A 23,363-nucleotide genomic window follows, 5' to 3' on the forward strand; every position below is an offset into this window, starting at 1 on the left:
GCCGGATGGGATTGCGCAGCTTCTTTGACAGGATCGAGCCTCATTTCGAGAAGGGGGGCAAATATGAAAAACTGTTCCCCGTCTACGAGATGGTGGAAAGCTTCCTTTATACCCCGAAAACCGTCACCACCGCGGCGCCGCACGCGCGTTCATATGTCGATATGAAGCGGATCATGACCTATGTGGTGCTCGCCACCATCCCCTGCATCCTGTGGGGCATGTGGAACACCGGCTATCAGGCAAATTCGGCAATTGCCGCGCTGGGGGCTGATGCAGCTACCGGCTGGCGCATTGCCCTGCTGCAGATGTTCGGCATCTCGCTGGATGCGGCCAACCCGGTGGCCAATATCGCACATGGGTTCCTGTATTTCCTGCCGATCTATATCGTGACGCTGGTTGCGGGCGGCATCTTTGAGGTCGTCTTTGCCACCGTGCGCGGCCATGAGGTTAACGAGGGCTTTCTGGTGACCTCGATGCTATACACTCTTATTATGCCGGCCTCGACGCCGCTGTGGCAGGTGGCGCTTGGCATCATCTTTGGCGTGGTGATCGGCAAGGAAGTCTTTGGCGGCACCGGCAAGAACTTCCTGAATCCGGCTTTGACCGGCCGTGCGTTCCTGTATTTTGCTTATCCGGCCAATATGTCGGGTGACTCTGTCTGGACCCCGGTTGACGGTTTCTCGGGCGCCACGGCGCTGGGTGTGTCGGCTGCCGAAGGCGTGCAGGCGCTGGCGGCCAAGGGTATTGAATGGTCCGATGCTTTCTATGGCACCATTCAGGGCAGCTTTGGCGAAACCTCCACACTGGCCTGCGCCATTGGTCTGGTGTTCCTGCTGGCGACCAAGATCGCCAACTGGCGGCTGATCGCGGGCTGTCTGGGTGGTATGATTGCGTTCTCCTTGCTGCTGAACGCCATTGGCTCTGACACTAACCCGATGTTTGCAATGCCGTGGTACTGGCATCTGGTGCTGGGCGGCTATGCCTTTGGTCTGGTCTTCATGGTCACGGAACCTGTGTCCGCATCCCACACCAACATGGGCCGCTATATCTATGGCGCGCTGATCGGTGTGATGGTGGTGCTGATCCGGGTGCTGAACCCGGCCTTCCCCGAAGGCATGATGCTGGCGATCCTGTTCGGCAACGTCTTTGCACCGCTGATCGACTACTTCGTCGTGCAGGCAAACATCAAACGGAGGGCGCGCCGCCATGGCTGAGACCCAAAGCAAAGGCCTGATTGGCCGCTTCCTCGCCGCGTCCCCGGACTCGGTCGGCAAGACCCTGGTGATCGCGGTGGGCGTCTGCCTGCTGGCTTCGATGATCGTGTCCACCGCCGCCGTGTCCCTGCGCCCGGTGCAGGAGATCAACAAGAAGCTCGACAAGCAGCTGAACGTTCTGCAGGTGGCGGGGCTTTATCAGCCCGGATCTGATGTGGCCGAAGCCTTTAAGGCGTTTGAGCCGCAGGTGCTGGATCTGCAGACTGGCCAGTTCACCGACCAGTTCGACGCTGCCAGCTTTGACGGGCGCGCTGCTGCGCAGGACCCCGAGCTGAGCCGCGCGCTGGATGTGGACCCGGCAGGCATTGGCCGCCAGTCACGGTACAAGACCGTCTATCTGCTGCGCGATGACGCAGGCGCGCTGGACAAGGTGATCCTGCCGGTTCACGGCTATGGTCTGTGGTCCACCCTTTACGGTTTCATCGCGGTAGAGGAAAACGGCAACGACATCTTTGGCCTGCAGTTCTACCAGCACGGCGAAACCCCGGGGCTGGGCGCCGAGGTGGACAACCCGCGCTGGAAATCTCTGTGGAGCGGCAAGAAACTGCATGATGCCGAGGGCATCCTGCAGATCACCGTCGCCAAGGCGCAAGGCCCTGCCGGACCCGACCACCATATCGACGCGCTGGCCGGTGCCACGCTGACTTCGGTGGGTGTCGACAACCTGGTGAAATTCTGGATGGGCGAAGAGGGCTACGCACCCTTCCTGGCCGCCCTGCAAGCGGGAGAGTTCTGATGGCGCAGACCAAGAAAGACATGCTGGTCGACCCATTGGTCGACAACAACCCGATCACCCTGCAGGTTCTGGGCATCTGCTCGGCGCTGGCGGTGACGTCATCCTTGCAGGTGGCCTTTGTGATGACATTGGCGGTGACATTCGTGACCGCGTTCTCGTCGATGTTCATTTCGATCCTGCGCAACCAGATCCCCAGTTCGATCCGGATCATCGTGCAGATGGTGATCATCGCCTCCTTGGTGATCCTGGTGGATCAGGTGCTGAAGGCCTACGCCTTTGAGATCTCGAAAACCCTGTCGGTTTTTGTGGGTCTGATCATCACCAACTGTATCGTGATGGGCCGCGCCGAAGCCTTTGCCATGAGCAACCCGCCGGTGGCCTCTTTCATTGACGGCATTGGCAACGGTCTGGGCTATGGCCTGATCCTGATGCTGGTCGGCGTGATCCGCGAGCTGTTCGGCGCTGGTTCCCTGTTTGGCATCACCATTCTGGAAACCGTGAACAACGGCGGCTGGTATGTGCCAAACGGCATGCTGCTGCTGCCGCCCTCGGCGTTCTTTGTGATCGGCCTTTTGATCTGGGCGTTCCGCACCTGGAAACCGAACCAGGTCGAAGAGCGTGAATATAAAATCCAAGCGGTGGAGGGCCACTGATGGAAGGGCTGATTTCACTGGCCGTTAAGGCCATCTTTGTCGAGAACCTCGCGCTCTCGTTCTTTCTGGGCATGTGTACCTTTATCGCGGTGTCCAAGAAGATCTCCACCGCGCTGGGTCTGGGGATTTCGGTGATGGTGGTGCAGGCCATTACTGTGCCAACCAACAACCTGCTGCTGACCTATCTGCTGAAGCCGGGTGCGCTGGCCTGGGCGGGGTTCCCGGATGTGGATCTGACCTTTCTCGGTCTGATCTCCTATATCGGGGTGATCGCGGCGATGGTGCAGATCCTGGAGATGATCCTCGATAAGTATTTCCCGCCGCTCTACAACGCGCTGGGGGTCTTCCTGCCGCTGATCACTGTGAACTGCGCCATTCTGGGCGGTTCGCTGTTCATGGTGGAACGGGATTACAACTTTGCGGAAGCAACCACTTATGGTCTCTCCTCCGGCTTTGGCTGGGCGCTGGCGATCACTGCAATGGCCGGTGTGCGCGAGAAGCTGAAGTATTCCGATGTGCCGGATGGCCTGCAGGGCCTGGGCATCACCTTTATCACCGCTGGGTTGATGGCAATGGCCTTCATGTCCTTCAGCGGCGTCAAACTGTAAGGGAGCGTTACGAAGTTATGGAAACTTTCTCGCTCGGCGTTGTCCTGTTCACGTTGATCGTGCTGGCGCTGGTGGCCATCATTCTGGCCGCCCGCTCCCGCCTGGTCTCGACCGGCAATGTCAACATCACCATCAACGGTGAAAAAACCATCTCGGTGCCTGCAGGCGGCAAGCTTTTGCAGACACTGGCAGCTGAAAAGCTGTTTGTCCCTTCCGCCTGCGGCGGCGGCGGCACCTGTGCCCAGTGCCGGGTGCGTGTGCATTCCGGCGGCGGCTCTATCCTGCCGACCGAAGAAAGCCACATCACCAAGCGCGAAGCAGGCTGCGGCGACCGTCTGTCCTGTCAGGTTGCGGTCAAGCAGGACATGGAAGTCGAAGTCCCAGAAGAGGTCTTTGGCGTCAAGAAATGGCGCTGCAAGGTGCGGTCGAACGACAACGTCGCGACCTTCATCAAGGCGCTGGTTCTGGAACTGCCCGAAGGTGAAGATGTGAATTTCCGCGCTGGCGGCTACATCCAGATCGAGGCGCCCGCGCATCAGCTTTCCTACACCGATTTCGACGTGCAGGAAGAATACCGCGAAGACTGGGACCGCTTTAACCTGTGGCAGTATAAATCCGTCGTGGACGAGCCGGTTGAGCGTGCCTATTCGATGGCGAACTACCCGGACGAAAAGGGCATTATCATGCTGAACGTCCGTGTTGCCTCGCCGCCTCCGGGTTCTGTGGGCATTCCTGCCGGCATGATGTCATCCTACATCTTCAACCTGAAGCCGGGTGACGAAGTCACGATCTCTGGTCCGTTCGGCGAATTCTTTGCCCGCGACACCCAGAAGGAAATGGTGTTTATCGGCGGCGGTGCCGGCATGGCACCGATGCGCAGCCACATTTTCGACCAGCTGAAACGTCTGCAGAACCGCGATCGCAAGATCAGCTTCTGGTATGGGGCGCGGTCCAAGAAAGAGATGTTCTTTGTCGAGGACTTCGACCAGTTGGCCGAAGAGTTCGACAACTTTGACTGGCATGTCGCCCTGTCCGATGCCCAGCCGGAGGACGATTGGAAAGGCTACACCGGCTTTATCCATAACGTCCTGTTCGAGGAATACCTCAAGAACCACCCGGCGCCGGAAGATTGCGAGTTCTACATGTGTGGCCCGCCGATCATGAACCAGTCGGTGATCAACATGCTGCTGGATCTGGGCGTGGACCGCGAGGATATCATGCTGGATGACTTCGGCGGCTGAGCCAAAAGTGACGCGGAACAAAAGAGCCCCGGATGGAAACATCCGGGGCTTTTGATTTTGTGGGAACTGAATTTGTTGAACCCGGACGGCCGCTACTGAGCTTTCATCTCGGTGCTGATGCGGATGGTGATCGGCCCGGTAGAAAACCCTCCGACGCCGAACGACTGGTGGTCAATGGTGGTCGAGGCCGAAAACGCCGCCCAGTCGCCCTGATAATATTCGATTGCGCCGCCCAGCGGGTGCGGGCCGATATGGGTCATGGTGGTATCCAGCACAACGGATTGCGTCGTGCCGTGAATGGTCAGGTCGCCAGTGACCTTGGCAGTGGTGTCACCGGTCTTTTCGATGCCGGTGCTGACAAAGGTGATTTCCGGATAGGTCTCGACCTCCAGGAAATCGGCGCTGGACAGGTGATTGTCCAACGGGCCGAAACCAGTGCTGAGGCTTTTTGTGTTGATCGTGACACTCAGCGAGGCCGCTTCCGGGTTTTCCGGGTCAAGATCGAGGGTGCCCGAGGCTTCGGTGAATTCGCCGCTCTGGACAGAGACACCGGCGTGGCTCCAGCTGAACTGAACTTCGGTATGACCCTGGTCGGTCTTGTAGGTGGCGGCAAATGCGGCGGGCGCGGCAAACAGTGCTGCGGTTGCAAGCGTGGCAATCTTGATCATCATGACGGTATCCCTGTCTGATTTTAGTCTTGGTGCAATTCTAAAAGATACGGGCCAAAGGACGTCTTGAACCCATAGTAGATGCTATGGCATCTATTTGTTGCTAGCTACCGGCAACTCTCAGGCAGAGCTGCACACTCACTCACTTGTGAATGCACATGACACCGAACAAACGCGAAACCAGAATTTGGGTTCTCTTGAACCGCGCTTACCGGCAGTTGCACCGGGACATGGAAGCAGAATTCAGCGCGGCCAGCCTGCCCAGCCTGCGCTGGTATGATGTTCTGTGGGGCATTGAACGGTCTGGGACGGATGGGCGGCGCGCCTATGAGCTGACCCAGAGCCTGCTGTTTGAGCAGTCCAACCTGTCCCGCATTCTGGCGCAGATGGCCAAACAGGGGTTGATCCGGGAAACCGTTTGCACGCAGGATCGCCGGGGCAAGGTGCTGCATATCACAGAGGAAGGAGCGGCCCTGCGGCGGCGGATGTGGGACGTTTACGGTCCGGTTCTGAAGCGCAACATGCAGGCGTTGGCCAAAGCAGAGGACCTGCCGGAGTTTCTGGAGATCCTGCAGGACACCGGCAGGGGACCGTTTTCGTAACCACAACAGGCTGGGCTGAATGGTCCATGCCCATTAGACCGCTGCCAATATTGCAGCTGGCCCTCTAACTTGAGGAAACCCTCCGGATCGGGTTCTGTTTTTCAAAGGTGCGGCGACCCGCAGCCTCACGCAGCGCAGGGTCTTTGCTGCCAATGCCCTGTACGCCGCGGCAGAGCCTGCTGCCAGAATTGATCCGCCCGAAGGCGGACCATCCGGTATGCGCCTTATCCGACGATCATCTGCTTCATGCGCAGGGCTTCGTATTCCAGCTCCTTGAGGCGGAAATTCACCACGTCGCCGACAGTGACCATGCCGCAGAGCTTGCCGTCCTTCAGCACTGGCAGATGGCGGAAGCGGCCCTCGTTCATGACTTTGGCCACGTCAATCAGCAGATCATCCGGTGCGCAGGTTTTCACCTCGCGGGTCATGATCTCCTCGACCAGCTGCGGCAGGGTGTGGCCAGGGGTGTCCGCAAGGCGGCGCACGATGTCGCGTTCTGACAGAATGCCCTGCAACGCGCCGTTCTGGTCGGTGACCACCAGCGCGCCGATGCGTTTCTCCTTCAAAGCCTCAACCGCGTGGCCGACCGTGTCATTGGGGCGGACCGAAAAGATAGCGTCGCCCTTGGTTTCCAGGAAACTGGCGACGGTGGATTGGCCGTGCGACAAATTCGATTCAGGCGATTGGCTGTGGCTTGCCTGCCCGGACTTGTCGCCCCGGGTGGGAGGCTGGTATGAGAACGGTGCCATGCGCGGGGTCTCCTCCTATCCTGCATCAGGTTATGCCCCCATCTTAACGGCGGATTAGGATCCGGAAAGGGGCGAAATGACGCGAGCGCTAACAACGGCGGGAAAACAACATGTTCGAAACCCTTTACCTGACCCCCGTAACCGGCGCTTTGACCGTGTTTCTGGTGGTGGTTTGCGGCCATATGTACCGGCAGAACTGGAAGTCCGAGGCATCGAATGCGCGGGCCCGGTCCTGGCTGTTCGGGGTTCCGGCGGCGATTGGCCTGCTGGCGCTGGCCTTTGTACCGTTGAAGTTCTGACGGCTGACCCGGCGCGCGGTTTGACTCTGCCGGGGCGCGCGGGCATAGCTGCGCCAGTTTTGCCGCCGGAGGTTGCCGAATGCCCAGAAAGTCCCTGATAGCCCTGCTCCTGTCTGCGGTGCTGGCCGTATCTGGCTGCTGGTTCGGCTCTGAGCCACAGGAGGTGCGGCTAAGCGGCGAGACCATGGGCACCACCTACAGCGTGATCGCCTTGGGCAATGATCTGGACCCCGACGTGCTGAAGAAGACGGTGGAAGGCACGCTGGCAGCTGTCAACGCCAAGATGTCGAACTGGGACCCGGCCTCGGAGGTTTCCACATTCTCGGCTGCGCGCAGCACCGCTCCGGTGCGGATCTCGCCTGAGTTTGCCCATGTACTGGCGGCGGCGGGTGACGTGCATGACAAATCCGGCGGCAAGTTTGATGTCACCCTGGGCCCGCTGATCGAACTGTGGGGGTTCGGCCCGCGCAAGCCGCAAGACCCGGTGCCGACGGATGATGCCATTGCCGTTGCGCTGGAAGGCGTCGGGCAGTCCCGGCTGCTGGTGCTGGATGCCGCGGCCGGCACGCTGAAGAAGACCGCACCGGAAACCGGCATCAACCTGTCCGCCATCGCCAAGGGATATGGGGTTGATGCGGTGGCGACGGCCCTGCACGGGTTCGGCGTTGAACACTACATGGTTGAGATCGGCGGCGATCTGGTGACCAAAGGTGAAAACGCCAAGGGCGAAGCCTGGCGGATCGGTATCGAAAAACCCGATTCCGCTGCCCAGACTGTCCAGCTGATTGTACCGGTCAGCAATCACGGGCTGGCGACCTCTGGCGATTACCGCAATTACTTTGAATTTGAGGGTCGGCGCTATTCCCATATTCTGGACCCGGTTGCGGGTCGGCCGGTGACTCATGCGACCACCTCAGTGACGGTGATAGCACAAAACGCCATGCTGGCCGACGCCTGGGCCACAGCGATGCTGGTTCTGGGGCGCAAAGACGGGCTGACGCTGGCCGAGCAGCATAAACTTGCCGTGTTTTTTATCGAACGGGACGTGCAAGCCGGTGAAGATGCCTATATGACGTCGGCAAGCAGCGCGTTCGATGCGCTGACCGGAAACTGAACCGCCCGCCTGGCATTCCTGCAAGGGACCTACCCATGAGCACCTTTCTTCTGGCCTTCATCCTGCTGCTGATCATCACCCTGGGCATGTCGCTGGGGGTTATCCTGATGGGCAAGAGGATCAAGGGCAGCTGCGGCGGCCTGAATGCGATCTCGGGTGCGGACAAATGCGTGGTCTGCTCCAAGGACGTCGACCCCGACAGCCCGCTGCGCGACAAGCTGCAGTGCAAGCGCGCGCGCAAGATGGTCGAACAGATGGAACGCGAGGCGCAGCAGGCCTGATCAAGGCCTGAAATTGTCGCGCCGATGCATGTTTTCTTAGTCTGATTTTTTAACCAGAACCACTGCGCTGTCCGGATCCTGTTGCGGCGCCCAGCCTTTGCCCAGCGAAATTTGCAGGCTGGCCCAGGCCAGCGCCAGGTCGCGGCGGGCGGCAATCAGGTCCAGCTCGTTTTCGCGAAGCGCTTCTTCGGTGTTCAGAAGGTCGAAAAGAGTAATTTCACTGGCTTTGAACGTTTCACGCGCGAGGCCGGCAACTTTGGTGCCAAGATTCACCGCCCGAGCCTGGGCAGCAGTGCGTTCGCGGGCCGCGCGCAGACTGCTTTGCTGCGACTGCACCTCTTCCACCGCGGCCCGCACGGATGCACGGTAATCGTATTCAGCGGCTCTGGCCTCGGCGATTGCGCTTTGATGGACGGCACGGAGCACTGGCTGATTGAACAGCGGCACGTTCAGTACAGGACCGATGGAGTAGAGGTCAGGCGTGCCGCGGATTGCCTGCACGCTGCCGGTGATCTGCAAAGAGGGATAAAGGTCCGCTTCGGAGACTCCGATGTCGGCGGTGGCGCCGCGCAGCTGGGCCTCAGCCAGCAGCACATCGGGACGGTTGCGCAGCAGAGCGGCGGGCACGCCCAGTTCCGGCTGTGTGGCAGGAGCGGGCTGGCCATAGTTGCCCTGCATCATTGCAAAGACTTCAGACGCATCACGATCTAGAAGCGAGGCCAAGGCAAAGACCGAGGCTTCGTAACTGGCAATGAAGGCAGGCAGGTCCGCTTTGGCGCTGGCGACCTGCAGTTTTGTGCGCTCGACGTCCAGCGCCAGAACTGCGCGGGCTTCCTTCAGTTCCCTGACCGTTTGCAGGATCTGCTGGCGCAATTGGATGGTTTTGCGGGTGACCGCGGCGCCGCGCTGGAAGAAGCGCGCCTGGATATAGGTCCGGGTGATGGCGTCGGCCACGGCGAGCCGGGTGATGGCCAGCTGATAGAATTGGGCATCTCGGTCGGCCACGGCCCGCTCGGAGCGGCGCTCGAACCCGCCGAACAGATCAAAGACATAGGCGGCACTGAGTTCCGCCGAGTCGGTGCTGGTGGAGCTATTCTGCGATTCGCGGCGCGAGAAGACTGAACGGCCCTCCAAGTCGCCGTTGACCTGCTGCGGGCGGCCTGAGCCGCGGCGCAAAGCCTCTGCTGCGATCAGCCGTTTCTTGGCCGCCTTTATCCCCAGGTTTTGTTGCAGTCCCGCGGCGACCATCTGGTTGAGTGTGGCGTCGCCCAACCCGTGCCACCATGTTTCGGAGGCGCCTTTGGCGGTGGCATAGCTGCGGGATTGGTAATAGCTGACAGGCACCGCGAAATCCGGTCGGTTGTAGTCAATGCCAACGGTTGTGCAGCCGCACAGGAAAGAACCTGCCAGCAGCACGGACCGCGCTGTCCAATTGTTTTTGCTCATGGTCTGCCTCTGGTCGCCCTTTTTGGCGGGCTTTTACATAGCATAGACATGGTCTGTGCCAGTCGTGAAACGCTTCCTGCGCCAATTGGGGTCTTAGAAACGCACTGATGCGCCTATCCCACAGCCGGGCAGTTGCGGAAAAGGCAGATTTTCTGGCGGATTCGGCCTACTATTCGCAGGCAAAGACGGGCAGTCTGCCAGGTCAATGCCGCTGCGCGGAGGTGCCCGCAGCGGCTGCCGCATGCAGATGTTCTGCATCTTCGCTACTTCCTGGCCGCCTAAGCGGCGCAACTGTGAGAACAACCTGATGGACCTGCAAAAATTCTATATCGGCGGTGCCTGGGTAACGCCGCATTCAGCCCGTGAATTCCCGGTTTTGAACCCGGCGACAGAAGCGCAGATCGGCACCATTATCCTAGGTGACGAGGCAGATGTGAACGCTGCGGTGGCGGCGGCAAAGACAGCGTTTGACAGTTTCTCGCGGACCACGCGGGAGGAGCGGATTGCGCTGCTGGAGCGCCTGCTGGACATCAGCAGGGAACGCCGCGAAGAGATGGCGCAGGCGATGAGTGCCGAGATGGGCGCGCCGATTTCCATGGCGCGCGAGGCGCAGGCGGATTCCGGGATTGGGCATCTGGAAGGCATATTGGACGCGCTGAAATCGCAGGTGCTGCGCGAGACGCTGCCGAATGGGGATATTCTGGTCCGTGAGCCGATCGGGGTGTGCGGGCTGATCACGCCTTGGAACTGGCCGATCAATCAGATCGCGCTGAAAGTGCTGCCGGCGCTGGCAACTGGGTCCACCTGCGTGCTGAAGCCGTCAGAGCATACACCGATGTCGGCTGCCGTTTACGCGCAGATGATTCACGATGCGGGGTATCCGGCGGGTGTGTTCAACCTGATCCATGGTGACGGGCCGACCGTGGGCGCAGGCCTGTCGCGCCATCCTGACGTGGACATGATGTCCTTTACCGGCTCGACCCGGGCAGGGGTCGCGGTGGCCAAGGATTCTGCAGACACCGTGAAGCGGGTGACGCTGGAGCTGGGCGGCAAATCGCCGAACCTGGTGTTTGCGGATGCGGACCTGCAGGAGAAAGTCACCAATTCGGTGCTGGAATGCATGTACAACACCGGCCAGAGCTGCGACGCACCAACCCGGATGCTGGTGGAGCGCAGCTGCTATGATCAGGTGCTGGAGATCGCCAGAGCTGCCGCCGAAGGGCAGGCGGTGGGCGACCCGGCCCAGGAAGGCGACCACATCGGCCCGATGTTCGACCGGATCCAGTTCGACCGGGTACAGACCATGATCCAGAAAGGCATCGACGAAGGTGCCACGGTTTTGGCTGGCGGGCTTGGTCGGCCTGAAGGGCTGGAACAGGGCTGGTACGTGCGCCCCACCATCTTTGCCGATGTGACCAATGAAATGGCGATTGCCCAGCAGGAGATCTTTGGCCCGGTTCTGGTGATCATCCCGTTCGAGGATGAGGAAGACGCCATCCGCATCGCCAATGACACGTCTTACGGCCTGGCCGCCTATTTGCAGACCGGCGATCCAGAGCGGGCTGAGCGGGTTGCCGCGCGCTTGCGTGCAGGCGCGGTTCATATCAATGGCGGCGGCTTCAACTATGGCTCGCCCTTTGGCGGTTACAAGCAGTCCGGCAATGGCCGCGAAGGCGGCATGCTGGGGCTGGAGGATTATCAGGAAGTCAAAACCCTGCACTTCGGATAAGAGACTGCCCCCATCCCGGCAGCAGTCGGGATGGGGGTGCCGACGGCTTTTGACGTGCCGTCATGACAGTGTTTGCATCCCTGCCGGTCGGGTTACGGGGCGCTGTAGATCAGCCGTCCCAGATCGGAAAACTTGCTGTCTGCCTTGCTGAAGCCCAGCACTGTGTCGCAGATGGCGCCAGCGCGGGCTTCACCCAGTGAAGGCGTGGCGAATTCCATGAATTTCCGCACGACGTCATTCTGCGAGAACGGTGCTTCGGGACCGCCACGGGCATGGATGTCGCCGGATGCGATGTTCTGACCGTTGGTCAGCGTGACCACCACATCAGCCACCCGGCAGACAGGGAAGCGGACCGAGTGGCGGGCCGCTTCGGAAACCGAGATGCGTTTGTGGATCGCGGCCACCAGGGGATCGTCCAGGCCATCGCCAGAGATATGTTCGACCCCGATCCGCCCATATGCGGCTTGCACCGCAACCGCAAAGCCGAGCGAGTATTGCGCTTGACTGGTGGTGGAAGGCAGGCCCGGGAAAAGGCGAGCGCTTTCATGGAAGGTGTTGATGTGGATCTTGGCGATCTGATCCTGCGTCAGATTGTTGTCCAGCATTACCTGCCGCAGGGCATCGATCGGCGCATGGGCCCAGCGGCAGATCGGGTAGGGTTTCACATATTGATGCTCCATCTGCCAGAAGCTGCCGAGGTCTTCCCAGTGGTCTGCCGCCTGGTCGTCCTCGATGGTGATGGCCGGCGCGCCGGTAAAACCCTTCTCGGCCAGGATTGCCGCGGACATGCCGACCATCGCACCCCAACCGGACCCGTCATGCAGCATCGAAGGATTGGCGATCTCGCGCATCATCTGGCTGCGGGGGCCGTGGTATTCGGCAATCCCCAGCGCCTGGCGCAGCTGATCCCGGCTGAGACCGCGCATCCGCGCTGCAATGGCGGCGACCCCCAGGGCGTTCCAGGCGCCGGAGGTGTGGTAGTCGCTGACGCTTGCGTGCAATGACAGCGCCGCGCGGCCTGCCAGCTCATACCCGAGTGTGGTGATCGCCAGCGCCTCAGGACCGGAGAAATCGGGCACGGTTTCTGCCAGGGCGGCAATCGCCGGGATCACAACCACGCCGATGTGGCCCTTGGTCGGGCAATAACCATCGTGGCCGTCCAGGTTGTCGGTGGCGGTGGCAGCTGCGTAGGCCGCACCCGCGACGCTGACCCTGCGGCCATCGAACATCATCCGCGCCGCCAGCCCTTCTGCGCCGCAGCCATAGAGCGCGACGGCGGTTTCACGGGCGATGCGGCCAGCCTCCATCGGGCCAGCACCGATGGTGATGCCGAGGGTATCCAGAAACATCAGTGCTGCGGCCGCGCGGGTGCTTTGGGGCAGGTCGCCGGGGGCGAGGTCAAAGGTGAAATCAGCGGCTCGGTCGAAGGCGGCGGTCATGGCGGGCCTCATGCTAGGGCGGTATGCGAACAGGCTAGGGGGAACTGCATGGGCTGACCCACAAATAAACCGAGGTCTTAGGGCTGAAATATTTCGCGAATGATGCGCCATGCGTCGCTTTTTCCAGTTTCGGGCGCAGTCCCTTTGGAATTGCGGCCCATCTCAAAGCATGGGAACATGGCCCCGCAACCGCTGCCGGATCCATGATGAAGAATCTTCCCCACCTGACGTTCCTCCGTTCCTTCGAGGCCGCAGCGCGGTATCTGAGTTTTACCACGGCAGCGGATGAGCTGAACTGCACCCAATCCGCGGTGTCCAACCATGTGCGCAGCCTGGAGGAATTCATCGGCCGGCCGCTGTTTGTGCGCCACCCCCGATCCTTGTCGCTGACCGATGTGGGAGAGGCCTATCTGCCCTCTGTCCGCCATGCGCTGCAGGAGATTGACAGTGCAACCCAGCTGCTGATTTCACAAAGCCACAAGCGGGAGGTGGTGATTTCCTGCCCGGTCAGCCTGGCAGAGAAATGGCTGATCCACGTGGTGGAGGATTTCACCAAGGCGCATCCAGAGATCGACCTGACCATTCACAGCACCATCTGGGTGGATGTGGAGACCAAAGTGTCGGATATTTCGATCACGATCAATCATGTGGAGGATGTGGAAGGCCCAGCGGTGAAACTATGGGACGAAAAACTGGCTTTGGTCTGCGCGCCGGATTACCGAGTCGGCGGCACGGTTTTGACGCGGCCTGAACAGTTGGTCGATGGCAAGCTGATCCATATTCTGGGCCGCCCGGTCTATTGGGAGAAGATCGCCAGGCATTTCGGGCTGACGGGGATCGAGCATAAGGGCGGCTTGCAGACCAATTCTTCGAACATGGGGCTGGAGTTTGCGGTGAATGGCATGGGCTGCGCAGTGCTGCCGAAATCCCTGGTGCGCGCGCATGTGGCGGATGGGCGGCTGATAGAGCCGTTTGATTTTGATCTGGACTGCCCCTGGACCTATTTCGCCACCTTCAAGGACAAGGCTGCGACGCCTTCGGTCAAGCATTTCAAGACCTGGCTGCTGAAGGCCGCAGCGCAAGTAGCGCTATAGCCGCTGAGTGCGACCTGCCGGCGGCATTGAAATTTGGCGCCCGCTGCCGTATATACGGGTATATATACACGAGGCCTGCCCATGATTGAGACCAAGATCAGGAAAGTTGGAAACTCTGCCGTCATCACCCTGACGACGGAAATGCTGACGATGCTGGACGCCAAGGAAGGCGATACGCTGTTTGTGGTGCGTGGCGATGACGGCAGCCTGCGTGTGATGGCGCATGACCCCTCGGTGGCTGCGGCGCTGGCGGCGGCAGAAGTGGTTATGGACGAGAACCGCGACCTGCTTCAGGCGCTGGCATGAGCGGATTTCCGTGAGCAGCTACAAATGAGTGCCGCTGGCGCCGTTACTGTTTTTCATGACCGTCAGATTGCCCGCCATGGCGGCGCGGCAGGGATGCGCGACAAGGCGCTGTTGGGGATGGGCTGCGCCCGGGCGATGAACCTGGCGGCCTCTTCCGATGCTGACGTGGCAGAAGTGGCCGCGGCCTATGCGTTCGGCATCGCCAAGGCGCATGCCTTTGTCGATGGCAACAAGCGGACAGCCTTTGTAACAGCTGTGACCTTCCTGCGTCTCAACGGTTTCCAGTTCCGCCCCGACCCGGTTGAGGGTGTGCGGATGATGGAGGATCTGGCCACCGGCGATGTGGATGAAGCTGTATTTGCGGAGTGGCTGAAAGCCGGGATGCAGGCACTCTGATTGCCGCGTGCCGGGCTACCCGATGTTCTTGACAAAGAAATGCATATGCGGACGCAGCATCGGCTGATCGAGATAGCTCGTTGTCTTCAGCGGCGTCTGCACCTCGGTAAAGCCAAGCTTGGGGTAGAGGCTGCGCATTTCGACATTGGGGGTCAGCGTGTCGGCCACCAGCCGTTTCAGCCCCATTGCACGTGCGGCTTCCTCGCGCGTTTCGATGAGCCGCCGCCCGGTCCCGGTGCCACGGGCAGCTTCGGTGACGAAAACCCGTTTCAGCTCTCCGGTTTCCCGGTCCAGCCGTTTCAGCATGCCGCATCCGACGATTTGTCCGTTTTCATCCCGTGCCAGCAGCAGGCAACCGTTCGGAGGCAGGTAATCGCCGGCGTTGGCCCAGAACTCCGCCAGCGCGCTTTGCGGGGCCGCCGGGTCAATGCTGAGCCCCATGGCGCCCATCCGCTGGACAATAAGATCATAGTATTGCGTCAGAATGCTGCTCAGCTCTTGTTCCGGTGGCAGTGCATCGCAATGAATGATTTCGATTTCCGGCATCATGCTGTGCTCCCTTGCGGCCACCGCTCTGCGGTTCCGTCCGGCAGCCTGCTGATGAATATAGGTCATGGGCACGACAAAAGCACGGCAGCCCCGGCCATTTGACCGGGGCTGCATGTGTTCATTGGGATGATTGAGGCTCAGGCCCGCAGACGTGCGCCCGAAGGGTCGAAGGCCGCGGTTTCCAGAATACGCGCCTTATGTGGTTTGCCGAGGATATAGACTTCAACCTCGTCTCCCGGACCTGCCACTTTGGGATCGGCATATCCCAGCGCCAGCGATTTGCCGACCGAGTAGCCATAGGCGCCCGACGTCACCCGGCCCACTGGTTTGCCATCTGCGGTAAAGATCGGCTCACCGCCGGTGGCGTCCGCGTTTTTGTCGGCTTCGATCTCGAAACCCACCAGCATTTCGCGCGGGGCGTTGTCCTTGATTTTGAGATAGGCATCCTTGTGCAGGAAGTCCTTGTCCAGCTTGACCAGTCCGGCCAGGCCAACCTCTTGCGGCCAGTATTCCTGGCTGTATTCGCGACCCCAGGAGCCATAGCCCTTCTCGATCCGCAATGATCCCAGCGCACGGCCGCCCACCGGGCCACCGTCGAAGTCGGCCGCCGCTGCCAGCAGGGCGGAATAGAGTTTGACCTGATCGTCTTCGGCGCAGTGCAGTTCCCAGCCCAGATCGCCAGTGAAGGAGACGCGGATTGCCAGGCATTCGACACCGCCCACTTCGATGGTGCGCGAGCGCATGAAGCGGAAAGCCTCATTCGACAGATCCGCATTGGTCATCCGCTGCAGCATGTCACGCGATTTCGGACCGGCCACGTTGAAGCCTGTGATACGGTCGGTGGCAACCTCGAATGTGGTGCACTCTGGCAGTTCAACCATGTTGAAGAACCGTTGGTGATAGCGTTCCGCCATGCCGGAACCGACCATCATGTATTCGTCATCGGCCACCTTGGTGATGGTGAAATCACCAGCCACGCCGCCGCGCACGGAAATCAGCGGGGTCAGGCAACTACGACCGACTTCGGTGGGCACCTTGTTGGAGACCAGCTTGTCCAGCCAGTCAAACGCGCCCGCGCCCTTGATCACGTAGTTGGCGAAGTTGGAGATGTCGATCACGCCGACGTTTTCGCGCAGCATGTTCACTTCACGGCCCACGGGCTCCCACCAGTTCTGACGGGTGAAGCTGTTGGTGTCGCTGGTGCCGGGGGTGCCGGAGAACCACACGGGATGCTCCCAGCCGCAGTTCAGGCCGAAAACGCAGCCCATGTCCTTTTGCATTTCATAGGCGGGGCGCACGCGGGCCGGGCGGCCGGCGCTGCGTTCCTCGTTCGGGAAATGGATGGCAAAACGATGCGCATATTGGTCTTCGACGCGGGCCTTGGTGAAGGCCTTGTCGGCCCAGTCGCCAAAGCGCGCCAGATCCCAGGCGAACATGTCGTACTGCGGCTCGCCCTCGATCATCCACTGCGCTGCCAAGAGGCCGAGCCCGCCGGACTGCGAGAAGCCGGGGATGATGCCGGTGCAGCAGAAGTAGTTTTTCAGCTCTGGCACCGGGCCCCAGATGGCGTTGGAATCGGGCGACCAGATCATTGGGCCGTTGATCACGCGTTTGACGCCTGCGGTCTCGGCGCAAGGAACACGTTCGGTGGCGCGGATCACGTTCTCCATGATCCGGTCCAGATCGTCGGGGAACAGTTCGTGGGCAAAGTCCAGCGGGGTGCCGTTTTCGGCCCAGAACCGCATGTCTTTTTCATAGGCGCCGATCAGGAAGCCGTTGCCCTCCTGGCGGAAATAGTATTCGCCGTCGCGGTCAGCGATAGAGGGCAGGCGGCGGCCCAGATTGGCGACCTCGTCAATGCTTTCGGTCACGAAATACTGATGCTCGGTCGGCTGCAGGGGCAGGGTCAGACCGGCCATGGCGGCGACCTCACGGCCCCAGAGACCGCCTGCGTTCACCACCCATTGCGTGTGGATGTCGCCCTTTTCGGTTTTCACGATCCAGGAACCGTCGGGCTGCTGTTCGGTGCCGATCACCGGGCAGAAGCGTTCGATCTGGGCCCCCATGGCGCGGGCGCCGGCGGCATAGGCCATGGTCACGCCCGAAGGATCGACATTGCCGCCGTCGGGTTCGAACATGATGCAGCGGATGTCGTCGAACTGGGCCAGCGGGTGCAGTTCCTTGGCCTGTTCACGGCTGACTTCATGAAAGTTCAGACCATAGTATTTCGCCTTGGCCTCTTGCAGGCGCAGCTGGTGCTCGCGCTCTTCGGTCTTGGCCAGATAGAGGCTGCCCGGCTGGAACACGCCGCAGCCCTGTCCGGTTTCCTTCTCCAGCTCTTTATACAGGTTCATCGTGTAGTGCTGGATGCGGGTCACGTTGTTGTTGTCGTGCAGCCCGTGGATGTTGGCCGCCGCGTGCCAGGTGGATCCTGCGGTCAGCTCGTCACGTTCCAGCAGTACCACGTCGGTCCAGCCGAGTTTCGCCAGATGGTAGAGGATCGAGCAGCCGACCAGCCCACCGCCGATGACAACTGCCTGTGCATGGGTTTTCATGCGATGTGTTCCCTTGCCTGCGGTTCCGGCACGGCGCGCCCTGCAGGCAAGAGAGCACCGTCATTTCCTGCGCGCGACACTAGCGAAGAGGGTGGCAGATGACCCATGAAAAAATCTGCCCCATTGGCCCCGGAGTTGCGGGGTCATTGCGGATCAGTTCAGTTGAACCGGCAGGGCCGTGGGCCCGCGAAAGGCAAAGCCGCGGTATTCCACCGGGGTGTCTGCTGCTGCGGTCAAATTCGGAAACCGTTCGAACAACTTGGGGAGCAAGGCGTCGCTGACCAGACGGCGGTACATATCGCCGCCCATGCAGCGATGCGGGCCAAGGCCAAAGGTCTGGTTCGCGATCTGCGGGCGGTGAATGTCGAATTGCTCCGGGTTTTGCCAATAGTCCTCGTCGTGGTTGGCAGACCCTTGGATCACCATAATCGTTTCTCCTTGGGGCAGGGTCACGCCGCGCAGCGCAACAGCTTTGGCGATGATGCGCGGGCTGGCCTGTATCGGCGCGACCCAGCGCAGGCCTTCTTCGCAGGCCAGATCCCAGCGGCCGGTTTTAATCGAGAACCGCAACTGGTCAGGGTTTCGCAACAACCCGTCCAGAGTGGACAGGATCGCATCCCGGCTTTCAACCACCGACCCGCCGACACAGATTTTCATGTTGGTACGGATCTGGCTCAGCGGCAGCGGATCAGCAGCATTTGCCATCACCGACAAAAGAGACGCATTGGGATTGCGGCGATGATGGATGATCATCTGGTCGAAACAGGCGTTCATCTCGTCGTTGGCGCGGTCGCTGATGGCAAAGACCGCCGGATCGAAGCCTGCATTCATCGCGCCGGTGATCAGCGCATTGGCCCATTCGAACAGCTGATCTTGGCTGCTGGGCTCAATCCCCAGAACCTGTTGCACGTAAAGCGCCGACAAAGGAGCCGCCAGAGACTGACGAAGATCAGTGACGCCGGCGTTTGGCAGCGCAGCGACCACCGCATCGGCAACTTGATCGAACAATTGCTGCCATGTGCTGCACATGTGACTGGCATGAAAACTTGGACACATGGCCTGCCGCTCCTGCAGATGCGCAGGTCCATCCTTGCGCATCAAGGTGTGGCCACCAAACGCCCGCTGCATCGCGCTTGTGCTGTCGGTGGAGTGGAAATGGCGGGTGTCCGTCTTGGCCAGATGGCAATCGTCTGCTTTGGTCAGCACGATCCGGTTGATCGCCTTGATCCTGACAACCGGGGTTTCCCGCCGCAAGCGCCGGTAGACGGCAGCGGGATCCCGGTCCAGCATCTCCAATGTGGTCAGCGTATCAACGGGAATGTCGCCGGCATTCATCATCTGATCAGTCATCTGTGTTTCCAGGTGAGCAGCGGGCAAACCGCGGCTGGGGCCGCTGTGTCAATCCGGCTGCAGGGTTACCGTGACTTCGGTGTTCATTGAGTTGCTGACTGTGCAGATCGATTTGGCCTGCTTCAGAATTCTGGCGGCGACTTCAGCATCCTCAACCAAGCTGCCAATGACAGTGATCCGGGCCGTTTCAATCCGTCCTGGCAGTTCGGCTGATTTCAGCCCGTCCACCCTGACCTGAAAAGGGCTGAGCGGGGCTTTGTGCTGGTTTGCGGCCCATTCCACTGACCGCACGATACAGGCCGCCAAAGACGCCAGCATCGTATCAACCGGCGAGGTGACCGGCGGATAGGGGCTGGTTTGCGACGGGTCGCCATAGGCGTAGAGCAGCTCTGCGCTGCCATCAAACAAGACGAACACCGGGCCAAAGCTTTTGGGTTTCACTTTCACAACCATTTTCAGATTTCCTAAATCAGAACAGCAGGCCGGGCAGGAACAGTGCCAGGGCCGGGAACAAGGCGAGCAGCAGGATGGCAAACAGGTGGATCAGCCAATAGGGCACCGTGGCAATGGCAACACGGCCCAGACTGACGTCATTGCCGGTCAGCGCCGTCAGCACCGACAGGTTCAGCCCGACCGGCGGCGTCACCTGGCCGATTTCGATCACAATGGTGATGATCACCCCGATCCAGACCGGGTCGAAGCCCAGCCCTGTCAGCAGCGGAAACACTACCGGCAGGGTCATGATCATCAGTGACAGCCCGTCAAAGAAACAGCCCAGCAGCAGATAGATCAGCACGACGATCAGCAGAACGCTGTAGGTTCCCAGTCCGCTTTCAGACACGGCTTCCAGCACCTGCTGCGGAATGCCCAGGATGCTGGCAGACTTTGCCAGAATGGTTGCCCCCAGCACCAGAAAGCCGACAGAGGTGAACAAAAGCACCGAATGATAGACTGCTTCACCCAGTTTCTGCCAGGTCAGATCCCCCCAGATGGAACAGATGATGACAGCCAGAACCACGCCAACGCCCGCGGCCTCGGTTGGGGTCGCAAGACCGCCGACAATGCTGCCGATCACCGCAAGGATCAGCGCCAGCAGCGGCCAAATCTGCGCGAAACCCGCCAGGGCCTGACCCAGCGGCACCGGGGTCTCGCTGCGCGGTGCAATTGCGGGGTTCCGGATGGATTTGACCAGCAGATAGGCCATGAACATCGCCCCCACCAGAAAACCCGGAATAATGCCCGCCGCGAACAGCCGCCCGATCGAGGTCTCTGTCAGGGCGCCGTAAATCAGAAACGACAGGCTGGGCGGGATCAGCAGCCCAAGGGTGCCGCCGCCGGCCAGGCTGCCGACAATGGCATCTTTGTCATAGCCGCGCCTGGACATCTCTGGATAGGCCACTGACCCCACTGCAGCAGCCGTCGACAGGCTGGAGCCGCTGACTGCGCCAAACAACGTGCAGACGGCGATATTGGTGTGCAACAGCCCGCCAGGGATCCGCCGGAACAGCGGCGAAAAGGCGGAATAGGCCTTCTCGCTGATACCGCTGCGCAACAGGACTTCGCCCAGCAGGATGAACATCGGCACCGCACTGAGGGTGAAAGAGTTGAAAACACTCCAGATCGCGTCCACCGCCAGCGAGGTTGCGCCGTTGGAAAAGAAGTGCAGGATCAAAAGCCCGGTGAGCCCCAATGCGGCGCCCAGGGCAACACCGGTGCCGGCGGTCGCCACCAACCCGCCGATCAACGTCAGCCAGAATGCCATCAGGAAGCCTCATCCGTGAAAGGGCGATCCGCCTCGCTGTCGTCTCGCCGCTCTATCAGCCCGGTCAGCCGGGCCACCAGCACCGCAGCGGTCAGCGTCAGAGACAGCGGCATGACGGCCATCCAAGGGTACAGCAGCACCCGCGAGGTTTCGGTTTTCAGGTTGCGTTTGAAGGCAAATTCGAACCAGGGAACCGTCTCGACGATCAGCCAGAAGAAGAAGACACAGCCCACCAGAAGCGCAGCGATCTGAACCGCTGCATGGGCGCGTCCTTTCAGGAAATCCGCCAACAGCGCCACCCGGACGTGTTTGGCCCGCAATGTCACCATTGGCAGTCCCAGGAACAGCGACACGCTTAGCAGCAGGCCGACCACTTCCTCCGTGAAGTGCAGCGGGGTGTTGGCGAATTTGCGCATCAGCACGCTGGTGACAATGATGCCGACAATGGCGATCATGCACAGTGCAGCCGCACCTGCGCAGGCCAGGGCCAGACGGTCCAGCCCCAGCGCGACAAAGTTCCTTGCAGTCCGGGTCATGTCCGGATCAGCGGCCCAATGCAGTCAGCACGCGTTCACGGTAGGCTGGCGCCTTGCCGCCCGCCTCCTCGGCCAGCATGGCCCAGGTTTCCGTGACCGCAGCAACAAACAGGTCGCGGTCTTCCTGCGGGAAGTCGTCGCCCCAGGTGACGCCGTTCTTTCCCAATTCCTCCCGCGCTGCCAGTTCACGCTCAAAGTCATCTTCATACTGGTTGGTGCGGTCCCACAGGTCCTTTGCCGCTGTGGCAATGGCGGCCTTGGTGGCTTCGTCGGTGGCCTCCCATTTGTCAGATGCGACGCCAATCACATAGGGGCCAGACGCCATCGGATAGAGGAAGGAGGCGTAGCTTGCGACCTCCTGCAGCGAAACCGTATGGGCGTAAAGCGCCGGGTACAGTGCACAATCCACCACCCCGGTTTTCATGGCGACATACATTTCCTCTTGCGGAATGATCTGCGCGGCGACGCCCAGCCGGGTGAAGGTCTCGACCTGATCACGTGCCCAGACCCGCAGTTTCTTGGTTTTCAGAGCGTCCAGCGTGTGCACGGGTTCGTCACGGCAGAATACTGACACCGACAGCATCGGGATCGCCACATACCCAACCGAAGACACGCCCCAGTCTGCAAATTCTTCCTCATAGATTTCACGGACAGCCGGGATTGCCTTTTCGAACTCCTCAATCGAACCAATGGTGCCCTGCACGACAACAGAACTGAGCGCAGGTGCATCGCGGCCCAGGTAATTTGCCCACATCAGGCTCATCTCAACAGCCCCTTTGGGCAGGAAACGCAGCGTGTCGGTATTCGGCAGTCCCAGCGAGCCACCACTGTACATTTTGATTTTGTCCGCACCAAGCGCCGCATTTACGTCTGAGGCAAACTTTTCCAGCTCGGCAGTTTCCGGCCGGGTGTCCGGCAGGAAATTGTTGAACCTCCATTCATCCGCCCCGGCTGCTGATACGGCCAGGCTGACCGCTGCCGTACCGGCGGCAATCGTCTGTTTCAGAAATCTCATCTTGGAACCTCCTTAAGAGTAGAGCACAAAACCCAGGTCCAAGTCTTACTCTAAACCGGCGGTTTTCAGTACGTGAATTGGCATTTTGACCACAAAGCTGCTTGTAAGGTAAAAAATCCCAGGCGGAAGCACAAGCTGAGCAGAACCCGATAACCCATTCAGAAGGCAAATAATCTGCCCCCATGAAATATCTCAGCCTAGGCGCCGAGCCGCCTGGCACAAGCATGCCTGTCCGCTGAGGCTTGAAGGTCCGGGCTCCATCCATATAACCCGCAACATGCCAGCAGAGAATTTTTCACTAGAGATGCGGGAGGACGGCGGAGCCTGGCTTGCGCTGAGTTACAAGCACGCGGGGCGCAGTGGCATCCAGCGTATTTCCGGTGACTTGCAGCATGCTGACCTTGTGCAGCTGGTGCTCTTTGCAGAGGCGCTCAGCCTGCGCAAGCGTTTCGGCCATCCAGTCAGTGCAAGGGTATCAACCCAAGGGCTTGAGATATCCTATGACCCGGCGCAGCGGGATCTCCATGTGGTGCGGCAGGCTGGCTACTCCAAGCAGAGCGCCTGTATACCTGTTGCGGCCTTTGACGCTGAAATGGCGGGCATAACCGACATCTGCTTTGCCCGGGCCGAGGGATCAAAACACGGGCCCGCCCTGAAACGCCTGCTTGCTGAATGCGCAGCGCCCGCAGAGCTTTTGGAAAGGCTGGCTGAGGACGAGGCTGACCTGGCGATGCACCAGCTCAGGGAAATTGCCCTGCTGCTGCTGACGCAGGAGGCCGACACCCGCGGCTCTGCGCTGGCCCGCAAGCTGCGCGCGAAAAAAAACCAGGAGCAGGCCAGAGAAGCCGTGGTCAGGTTTTTGCTGGCGCTTGCTGCCGAGTTCTTCCCAGTTTCTGCTGAACCTGAACAGGTGTCTCACGGGCACTGCGGGTAACAGCCTGCCGGCATGCATCCCTGTCTG

At 60.5% G+C, this 23,363-nt stretch carries 25 protein-coding genes; 14 read left to right on the top strand and 11 right to left on the bottom strand.

The features are described 5' to 3' along the window. The first annotated feature begins 5 nt into the window (after nucleotides 1–5). Genes ACP151_RS07175 through nqrF form a run of 5 tightly spaced genes read left to right on the top strand, consistent with a single transcriptional unit; the run spans nucleotide 6 to nucleotide 4,512 of the window. Complete coding sequence (locus tag ACP151_RS07175; protein WP_424978196.1) at nucleotides 6–1,214, top strand: NADH:ubiquinone reductase (Na(+)-transporting) subunit B; 1,209 nt, start codon at nucleotides 6–8, stop codon at nucleotides 1,212–1,214. Continuing rightward, nucleotides 1,207–2,010, top strand: coding sequence for a Na(+)-translocating NADH-quinone reductase subunit C (locus ACP151_RS07180; protein WP_424978197.1), 804 nt, complete (start codon nucleotides 1,207–1,209; stop codon nucleotides 2,008–2,010). The genes ACP151_RS07175 and ACP151_RS07180 overlap by 8 nt, the downstream gene beginning before the upstream one ends. Beyond that, complete coding sequence (locus ACP151_RS07185; RefSeq protein ID WP_424978198.1) at nucleotides 2,010–2,663, top strand: NADH:ubiquinone reductase (Na(+)-transporting) subunit D; 654 nt, start codon at nucleotides 2,010–2,012, stop codon at nucleotides 2,661–2,663. The genes ACP151_RS07180 and ACP151_RS07185 overlap by 1 nt, the downstream gene beginning before the upstream one ends. Further along, nucleotides 2,663–3,271 carry an NADH:ubiquinone reductase (Na(+)-transporting) subunit E gene (nqrE, locus tag ACP151_RS07190; RefSeq protein WP_424978199.1) on the top strand — a complete coding sequence of 203 codons (609 nt, stop codon included), beginning with the start codon at nucleotides 2,663–2,665 and terminating at the stop codon, nucleotides 3,269–3,271. The genes ACP151_RS07185 and nqrE overlap by 1 nt, the downstream gene beginning before the upstream one ends. A gap of 17 nt (nucleotides 3,272–3,288) precedes the next feature. Next, nucleotides 3,289–4,512, top strand: a complete 1,224-nt coding sequence (gene nqrF / locus ACP151_RS07195; protein WP_424978200.1) for an NADH:ubiquinone reductase (Na(+)-transporting) subunit F — start codon at nucleotides 3,289–3,291, stop codon at nucleotides 4,510–4,512. A 92-nt stretch (nucleotides 4,513–4,604) separates the two neighbouring features. Here nqrF and ACP151_RS07200 read toward each other — a convergent pair whose 3' ends face one another. Further along, complete coding sequence (locus ACP151_RS07200; RefSeq protein WP_424978201.1) at nucleotides 4,605–5,183, bottom strand: YceI family protein; 579 nt, start codon at nucleotides 5,181–5,183, stop codon at nucleotides 4,605–4,607. A gap of 155 nt (nucleotides 5,184–5,338) precedes the next feature. On the opposite strand from ACP151_RS07200, the gene ACP151_RS07205 reads away from it, so the two are divergent. Then, nucleotides 5,339–5,782 carry a MarR family winged helix-turn-helix transcriptional regulator gene (locus tag ACP151_RS07205; RefSeq protein ID WP_424978202.1) on the top strand — a complete coding sequence of 148 codons (444 nt, stop codon included), beginning with the start codon at nucleotides 5,339–5,341 and terminating at the stop codon, nucleotides 5,780–5,782. Nucleotides 5,783–6,006: 224 nt separating this feature from the next. Here ACP151_RS07205 and ACP151_RS07210 read toward each other — a convergent pair whose 3' ends face one another. Next, nucleotides 6,007–6,531 carry a CBS domain-containing protein gene (locus ACP151_RS07210; protein ID WP_424978203.1) on the bottom strand — a complete coding sequence of 175 codons (525 nt, stop codon included), beginning with the start codon at nucleotides 6,529–6,531 and terminating at the stop codon, nucleotides 6,007–6,009. 110 nt (nucleotides 6,532–6,641) lie between these two features. Here ACP151_RS07210 and ACP151_RS07215 point away from each other — a divergent pair, with 110 nt between their 5' ends. From ACP151_RS07215 to nqrM, 3 genes are all read left to right on the top strand, one after another. Next, nucleotides 6,642–6,830, top strand: coding sequence for a hypothetical protein (locus tag ACP151_RS07215; RefSeq protein ID WP_424978204.1), 189 nt, complete (start codon nucleotides 6,642–6,644; stop codon nucleotides 6,828–6,830). A 79-nt stretch (nucleotides 6,831–6,909) separates the two neighbouring features. Beyond that, nucleotides 6,910–7,944 (top strand): FAD:protein FMN transferase, encoded by a 1,035-nt coding sequence (locus ACP151_RS07220; protein WP_424978205.1) that lies wholly within the window; start codon nucleotides 6,910–6,912, stop codon nucleotides 7,942–7,944. Between the two features lie 35 nt (nucleotides 7,945–7,979). After that, a complete protein-coding gene (gene nqrM / locus ACP151_RS07225; protein WP_424978206.1) occupies nucleotides 7,980–8,225 on the top strand; it encodes a (Na+)-NQR maturation NqrM in 246 nt (81 codons plus the stop codon). Between the two features lie 36 nt (nucleotides 8,226–8,261). On the opposite strand, the gene ACP151_RS07230 is transcribed toward nqrM, so the two are convergent. Then, a complete protein-coding gene (locus ACP151_RS07230) occupies nucleotides 8,262–9,671 on the bottom strand; it encodes an efflux transporter outer membrane subunit (protein ID WP_424978207.1) in 1,410 nt (469 codons plus the stop codon). A 307-nt stretch (nucleotides 9,672–9,978) separates the two neighbouring features. On the opposite strand from ACP151_RS07230, the gene ACP151_RS07235 reads away from it, so the two are divergent. Beyond that, on the top strand, nucleotides 9,979–11,400 hold the full coding sequence (locus ACP151_RS07235) for an aldehyde dehydrogenase family protein (protein WP_424978208.1): 1,422 nt from the start codon (nucleotides 9,979–9,981) through the stop codon (nucleotides 11,398–11,400). A gap of 92 nt (nucleotides 11,401–11,492) precedes the next feature. Here the strand turns inward: ACP151_RS07235 and ACP151_RS07240 are convergent, their stop codons facing one another. After that, complete coding sequence (locus ACP151_RS07240; protein ID WP_424978209.1) at nucleotides 11,493–12,839, bottom strand: MmgE/PrpD family protein; 1,347 nt, start codon at nucleotides 12,837–12,839, stop codon at nucleotides 11,493–11,495. Between the two features lie 206 nt (nucleotides 12,840–13,045). Between ACP151_RS07240 and ACP151_RS07245 the strand changes: the two genes are divergently transcribed. From ACP151_RS07245 to ACP151_RS07255, 3 genes are all read left to right on the top strand, one after another. After that, nucleotides 13,046–13,933, top strand: coding sequence for a LysR substrate-binding domain-containing protein (locus ACP151_RS07245; RefSeq protein WP_424978210.1), 888 nt, complete (start codon nucleotides 13,046–13,048; stop codon nucleotides 13,931–13,933). A gap of 81 nt (nucleotides 13,934–14,014) precedes the next feature. Then, nucleotides 14,015–14,239 (top strand): AbrB/MazE/SpoVT family DNA-binding domain-containing protein, encoded by a 225-nt coding sequence (locus tag ACP151_RS07250; RefSeq protein ID WP_424978211.1) that lies wholly within the window; start codon nucleotides 14,015–14,017, stop codon nucleotides 14,237–14,239. 24 nt (nucleotides 14,240–14,263) lie between these two features. After that, nucleotides 14,264–14,635 (top strand): type II toxin-antitoxin system death-on-curing family toxin, encoded by a 372-nt coding sequence (locus tag ACP151_RS07255; RefSeq protein WP_424978212.1) that lies wholly within the window; start codon nucleotides 14,264–14,266, stop codon nucleotides 14,633–14,635. A 15-nt stretch (nucleotides 14,636–14,650) separates the two neighbouring features. Here the strand turns inward: ACP151_RS07255 and ACP151_RS07260 are convergent, their stop codons facing one another. The 7 genes from ACP151_RS07260 to dctP form a co-directional block, all read right to left on the bottom strand. After that, a complete protein-coding gene (locus ACP151_RS07260) occupies nucleotides 14,651–15,184 on the bottom strand; it encodes a GNAT family N-acetyltransferase (RefSeq protein ID WP_424978213.1) in 534 nt (177 codons plus the stop codon). Nucleotides 15,185–15,321: 137 nt separating this feature from the next. Next, nucleotides 15,322–17,739, bottom strand: coding sequence for a GcvT family protein (locus tag ACP151_RS07265; protein WP_424978214.1), 2,418 nt, complete (start codon nucleotides 17,737–17,739; stop codon nucleotides 15,322–15,324). A gap of 153 nt (nucleotides 17,740–17,892) precedes the next feature. Next, nucleotides 17,893–19,089 (bottom strand): cytochrome P450, encoded by a 1,197-nt coding sequence (locus ACP151_RS07270; protein ID WP_424978215.1) that lies wholly within the window; start codon nucleotides 19,087–19,089, stop codon nucleotides 17,893–17,895. Between the two features lie 48 nt (nucleotides 19,090–19,137). Then, nucleotides 19,138–19,542, bottom strand: coding sequence for an OsmC family protein (locus tag ACP151_RS07275; protein ID WP_424978216.1), 405 nt, complete (start codon nucleotides 19,540–19,542; stop codon nucleotides 19,138–19,140). 16 nt (nucleotides 19,543–19,558) lie between these two features. Continuing rightward, on the bottom strand, nucleotides 19,559–20,851 hold the full coding sequence (locus ACP151_RS07280) for a TRAP transporter large permease (RefSeq protein ID WP_424978217.1): 1,293 nt from the start codon (nucleotides 20,849–20,851) through the stop codon (nucleotides 19,559–19,561). Then, nucleotides 20,851–21,387: a TRAP transporter small permease gene (locus ACP151_RS07285; protein WP_424978218.1), complete on the bottom strand. Its 537-nt coding sequence runs from the start codon at nucleotides 21,385–21,387 to the stop codon at nucleotides 20,851–20,853. Before ACP151_RS07285 ends, ACP151_RS07280 begins: the two co-directional genes overlap by 1 nt. A 7-nt stretch (nucleotides 21,388–21,394) precedes the next feature. Then, complete coding sequence (gene dctP, locus ACP151_RS07290) at nucleotides 21,395–22,402, bottom strand: TRAP transporter substrate-binding protein DctP (protein ID WP_424978219.1); 1,008 nt, start codon at nucleotides 22,400–22,402, stop codon at nucleotides 21,395–21,397. Nucleotides 22,403–22,679: 277 nt separating this feature from the next. Between dctP and ACP151_RS07295 the strand changes: the two genes are divergently transcribed. Continuing rightward, nucleotides 22,680–23,336, top strand: a complete 657-nt coding sequence (locus ACP151_RS07295; protein WP_424978220.1) for a hypothetical protein — start codon at nucleotides 22,680–22,682, stop codon at nucleotides 23,334–23,336. The last annotated feature ends 27 nt before the right edge of the window (nucleotides 23,337–23,363 follow it).

The organism is Leisingera sp. S232 (genome assembly GCF_049800895.1).
Taxonomy (GTDB): Bacteria; Pseudomonadota; Alphaproteobacteria; order Rhodobacterales; family Rhodobacteraceae; genus Leisingera.

Bases quoted from the DNA above. Each gene is read 5' to 3' on its own strand.
- ACP151_RS07175 (WP_424978196.1), top strand. From the start codon at position 6: ATGGGATTGCGCAGCTTCTTTGACAGGATCGAGCCTCATTTCGAGAAG.
- ACP151_RS07180 (WP_424978197.1), top strand. From the start codon at position 1,207: ATGGCTGAGACCCAAAGCAAAGGCCTGATTGGCCGCTTCCTCGCCGCG.
- ACP151_RS07185 (WP_424978198.1), top strand. From the start codon at position 2,010: ATGGCGCAGACCAAGAAAGACATGCTGGTCGACCCATTGGTCGACAAC.
- nqrE (WP_424978199.1), top strand. From the start codon at position 2,663: ATGGAAGGGCTGATTTCACTGGCCGTTAAGGCCATCTTTGTCGAGAAC.
- nqrF (WP_424978200.1), top strand. From the start codon at position 3,289: ATGGAAACTTTCTCGCTCGGCGTTGTCCTGTTCACGTTGATCGTGCTG.
- ACP151_RS07200 (WP_424978201.1), bottom strand. From the start codon at position 5,183: ATGATGATCAAGATTGCCACGCTTGCAACCGCAGCACTGTTTGCCGCG.
- ACP151_RS07205 (WP_424978202.1), top strand. From the start codon at position 5,339: ATGACACCGAACAAACGCGAAACCAGAATTTGGGTTCTCTTGAACCGC.
- ACP151_RS07210 (WP_424978203.1), bottom strand. From the start codon at position 6,531: ATGGCACCGTTCTCATACCAGCCTCCCACCCGGGGCGACAAGTCCGGG.
- ACP151_RS07215 (WP_424978204.1), top strand. From the start codon at position 6,642: ATGTTCGAAACCCTTTACCTGACCCCCGTAACCGGCGCTTTGACCGTG.
- ACP151_RS07220 (WP_424978205.1), top strand. From the start codon at position 6,910: ATGCCCAGAAAGTCCCTGATAGCCCTGCTCCTGTCTGCGGTGCTGGCC.
- nqrM (WP_424978206.1), top strand. From the start codon at position 7,980: ATGAGCACCTTTCTTCTGGCCTTCATCCTGCTGCTGATCATCACCCTG.
- ACP151_RS07230 (WP_424978207.1), bottom strand. From the start codon at position 9,671: ATGAGCAAAAACAATTGGACAGCGCGGTCCGTGCTGCTGGCAGGTTCT.
- ACP151_RS07235 (WP_424978208.1), top strand. From the start codon at position 9,979: ATGGACCTGCAAAAATTCTATATCGGCGGTGCCTGGGTAACGCCGCAT.
- ACP151_RS07240 (WP_424978209.1), bottom strand. From the start codon at position 12,839: ATGACCGCCGCCTTCGACCGAGCCGCTGATTTCACCTTTGACCTCGCC.
- ACP151_RS07245 (WP_424978210.1), top strand. From the start codon at position 13,046: ATGAAGAATCTTCCCCACCTGACGTTCCTCCGTTCCTTCGAGGCCGCA.
- ACP151_RS07250 (WP_424978211.1), top strand. From the start codon at position 14,015: ATGATTGAGACCAAGATCAGGAAAGTTGGAAACTCTGCCGTCATCACC.
- ACP151_RS07255 (WP_424978212.1), top strand. From the start codon at position 14,264: ATGAGTGCCGCTGGCGCCGTTACTGTTTTTCATGACCGTCAGATTGCC.
- ACP151_RS07260 (WP_424978213.1), bottom strand. From the start codon at position 15,184: ATGATGCCGGAAATCGAAATCATTCATTGCGATGCACTGCCACCGGAA.
- ACP151_RS07265 (WP_424978214.1), bottom strand. From the start codon at position 17,739: ATGAAAACCCATGCACAGGCAGTTGTCATCGGCGGTGGGCTGGTCGGC.
- ACP151_RS07270 (WP_424978215.1), bottom strand. From the start codon at position 19,089: ATGACTGATCAGATGATGAATGCCGGCGACATTCCCGTTGATACGCTG.
- ACP151_RS07275 (WP_424978216.1), bottom strand. From the start codon at position 19,542: ATGGTTGTGAAAGTGAAACCCAAAAGCTTTGGCCCGGTGTTCGTCTTG.
- ACP151_RS07280 (WP_424978217.1), bottom strand. From the start codon at position 20,851: ATGGCATTCTGGCTGACGTTGATCGGCGGGTTGGTGGCGACCGCCGGC.
- ACP151_RS07285 (WP_424978218.1), bottom strand. From the start codon at position 21,387: ATGACCCGGACTGCAAGGAACTTTGTCGCGCTGGGGCTGGACCGTCTG.
- dctP (WP_424978219.1), bottom strand. From the start codon at position 22,402: ATGAGATTTCTGAAACAGACGATTGCCGCCGGTACGGCAGCGGTCAGC.
- ACP151_RS07295 (WP_424978220.1), top strand. From the start codon at position 22,680: ATGCCAGCAGAGAATTTTTCACTAGAGATGCGGGAGGACGGCGGAGCC.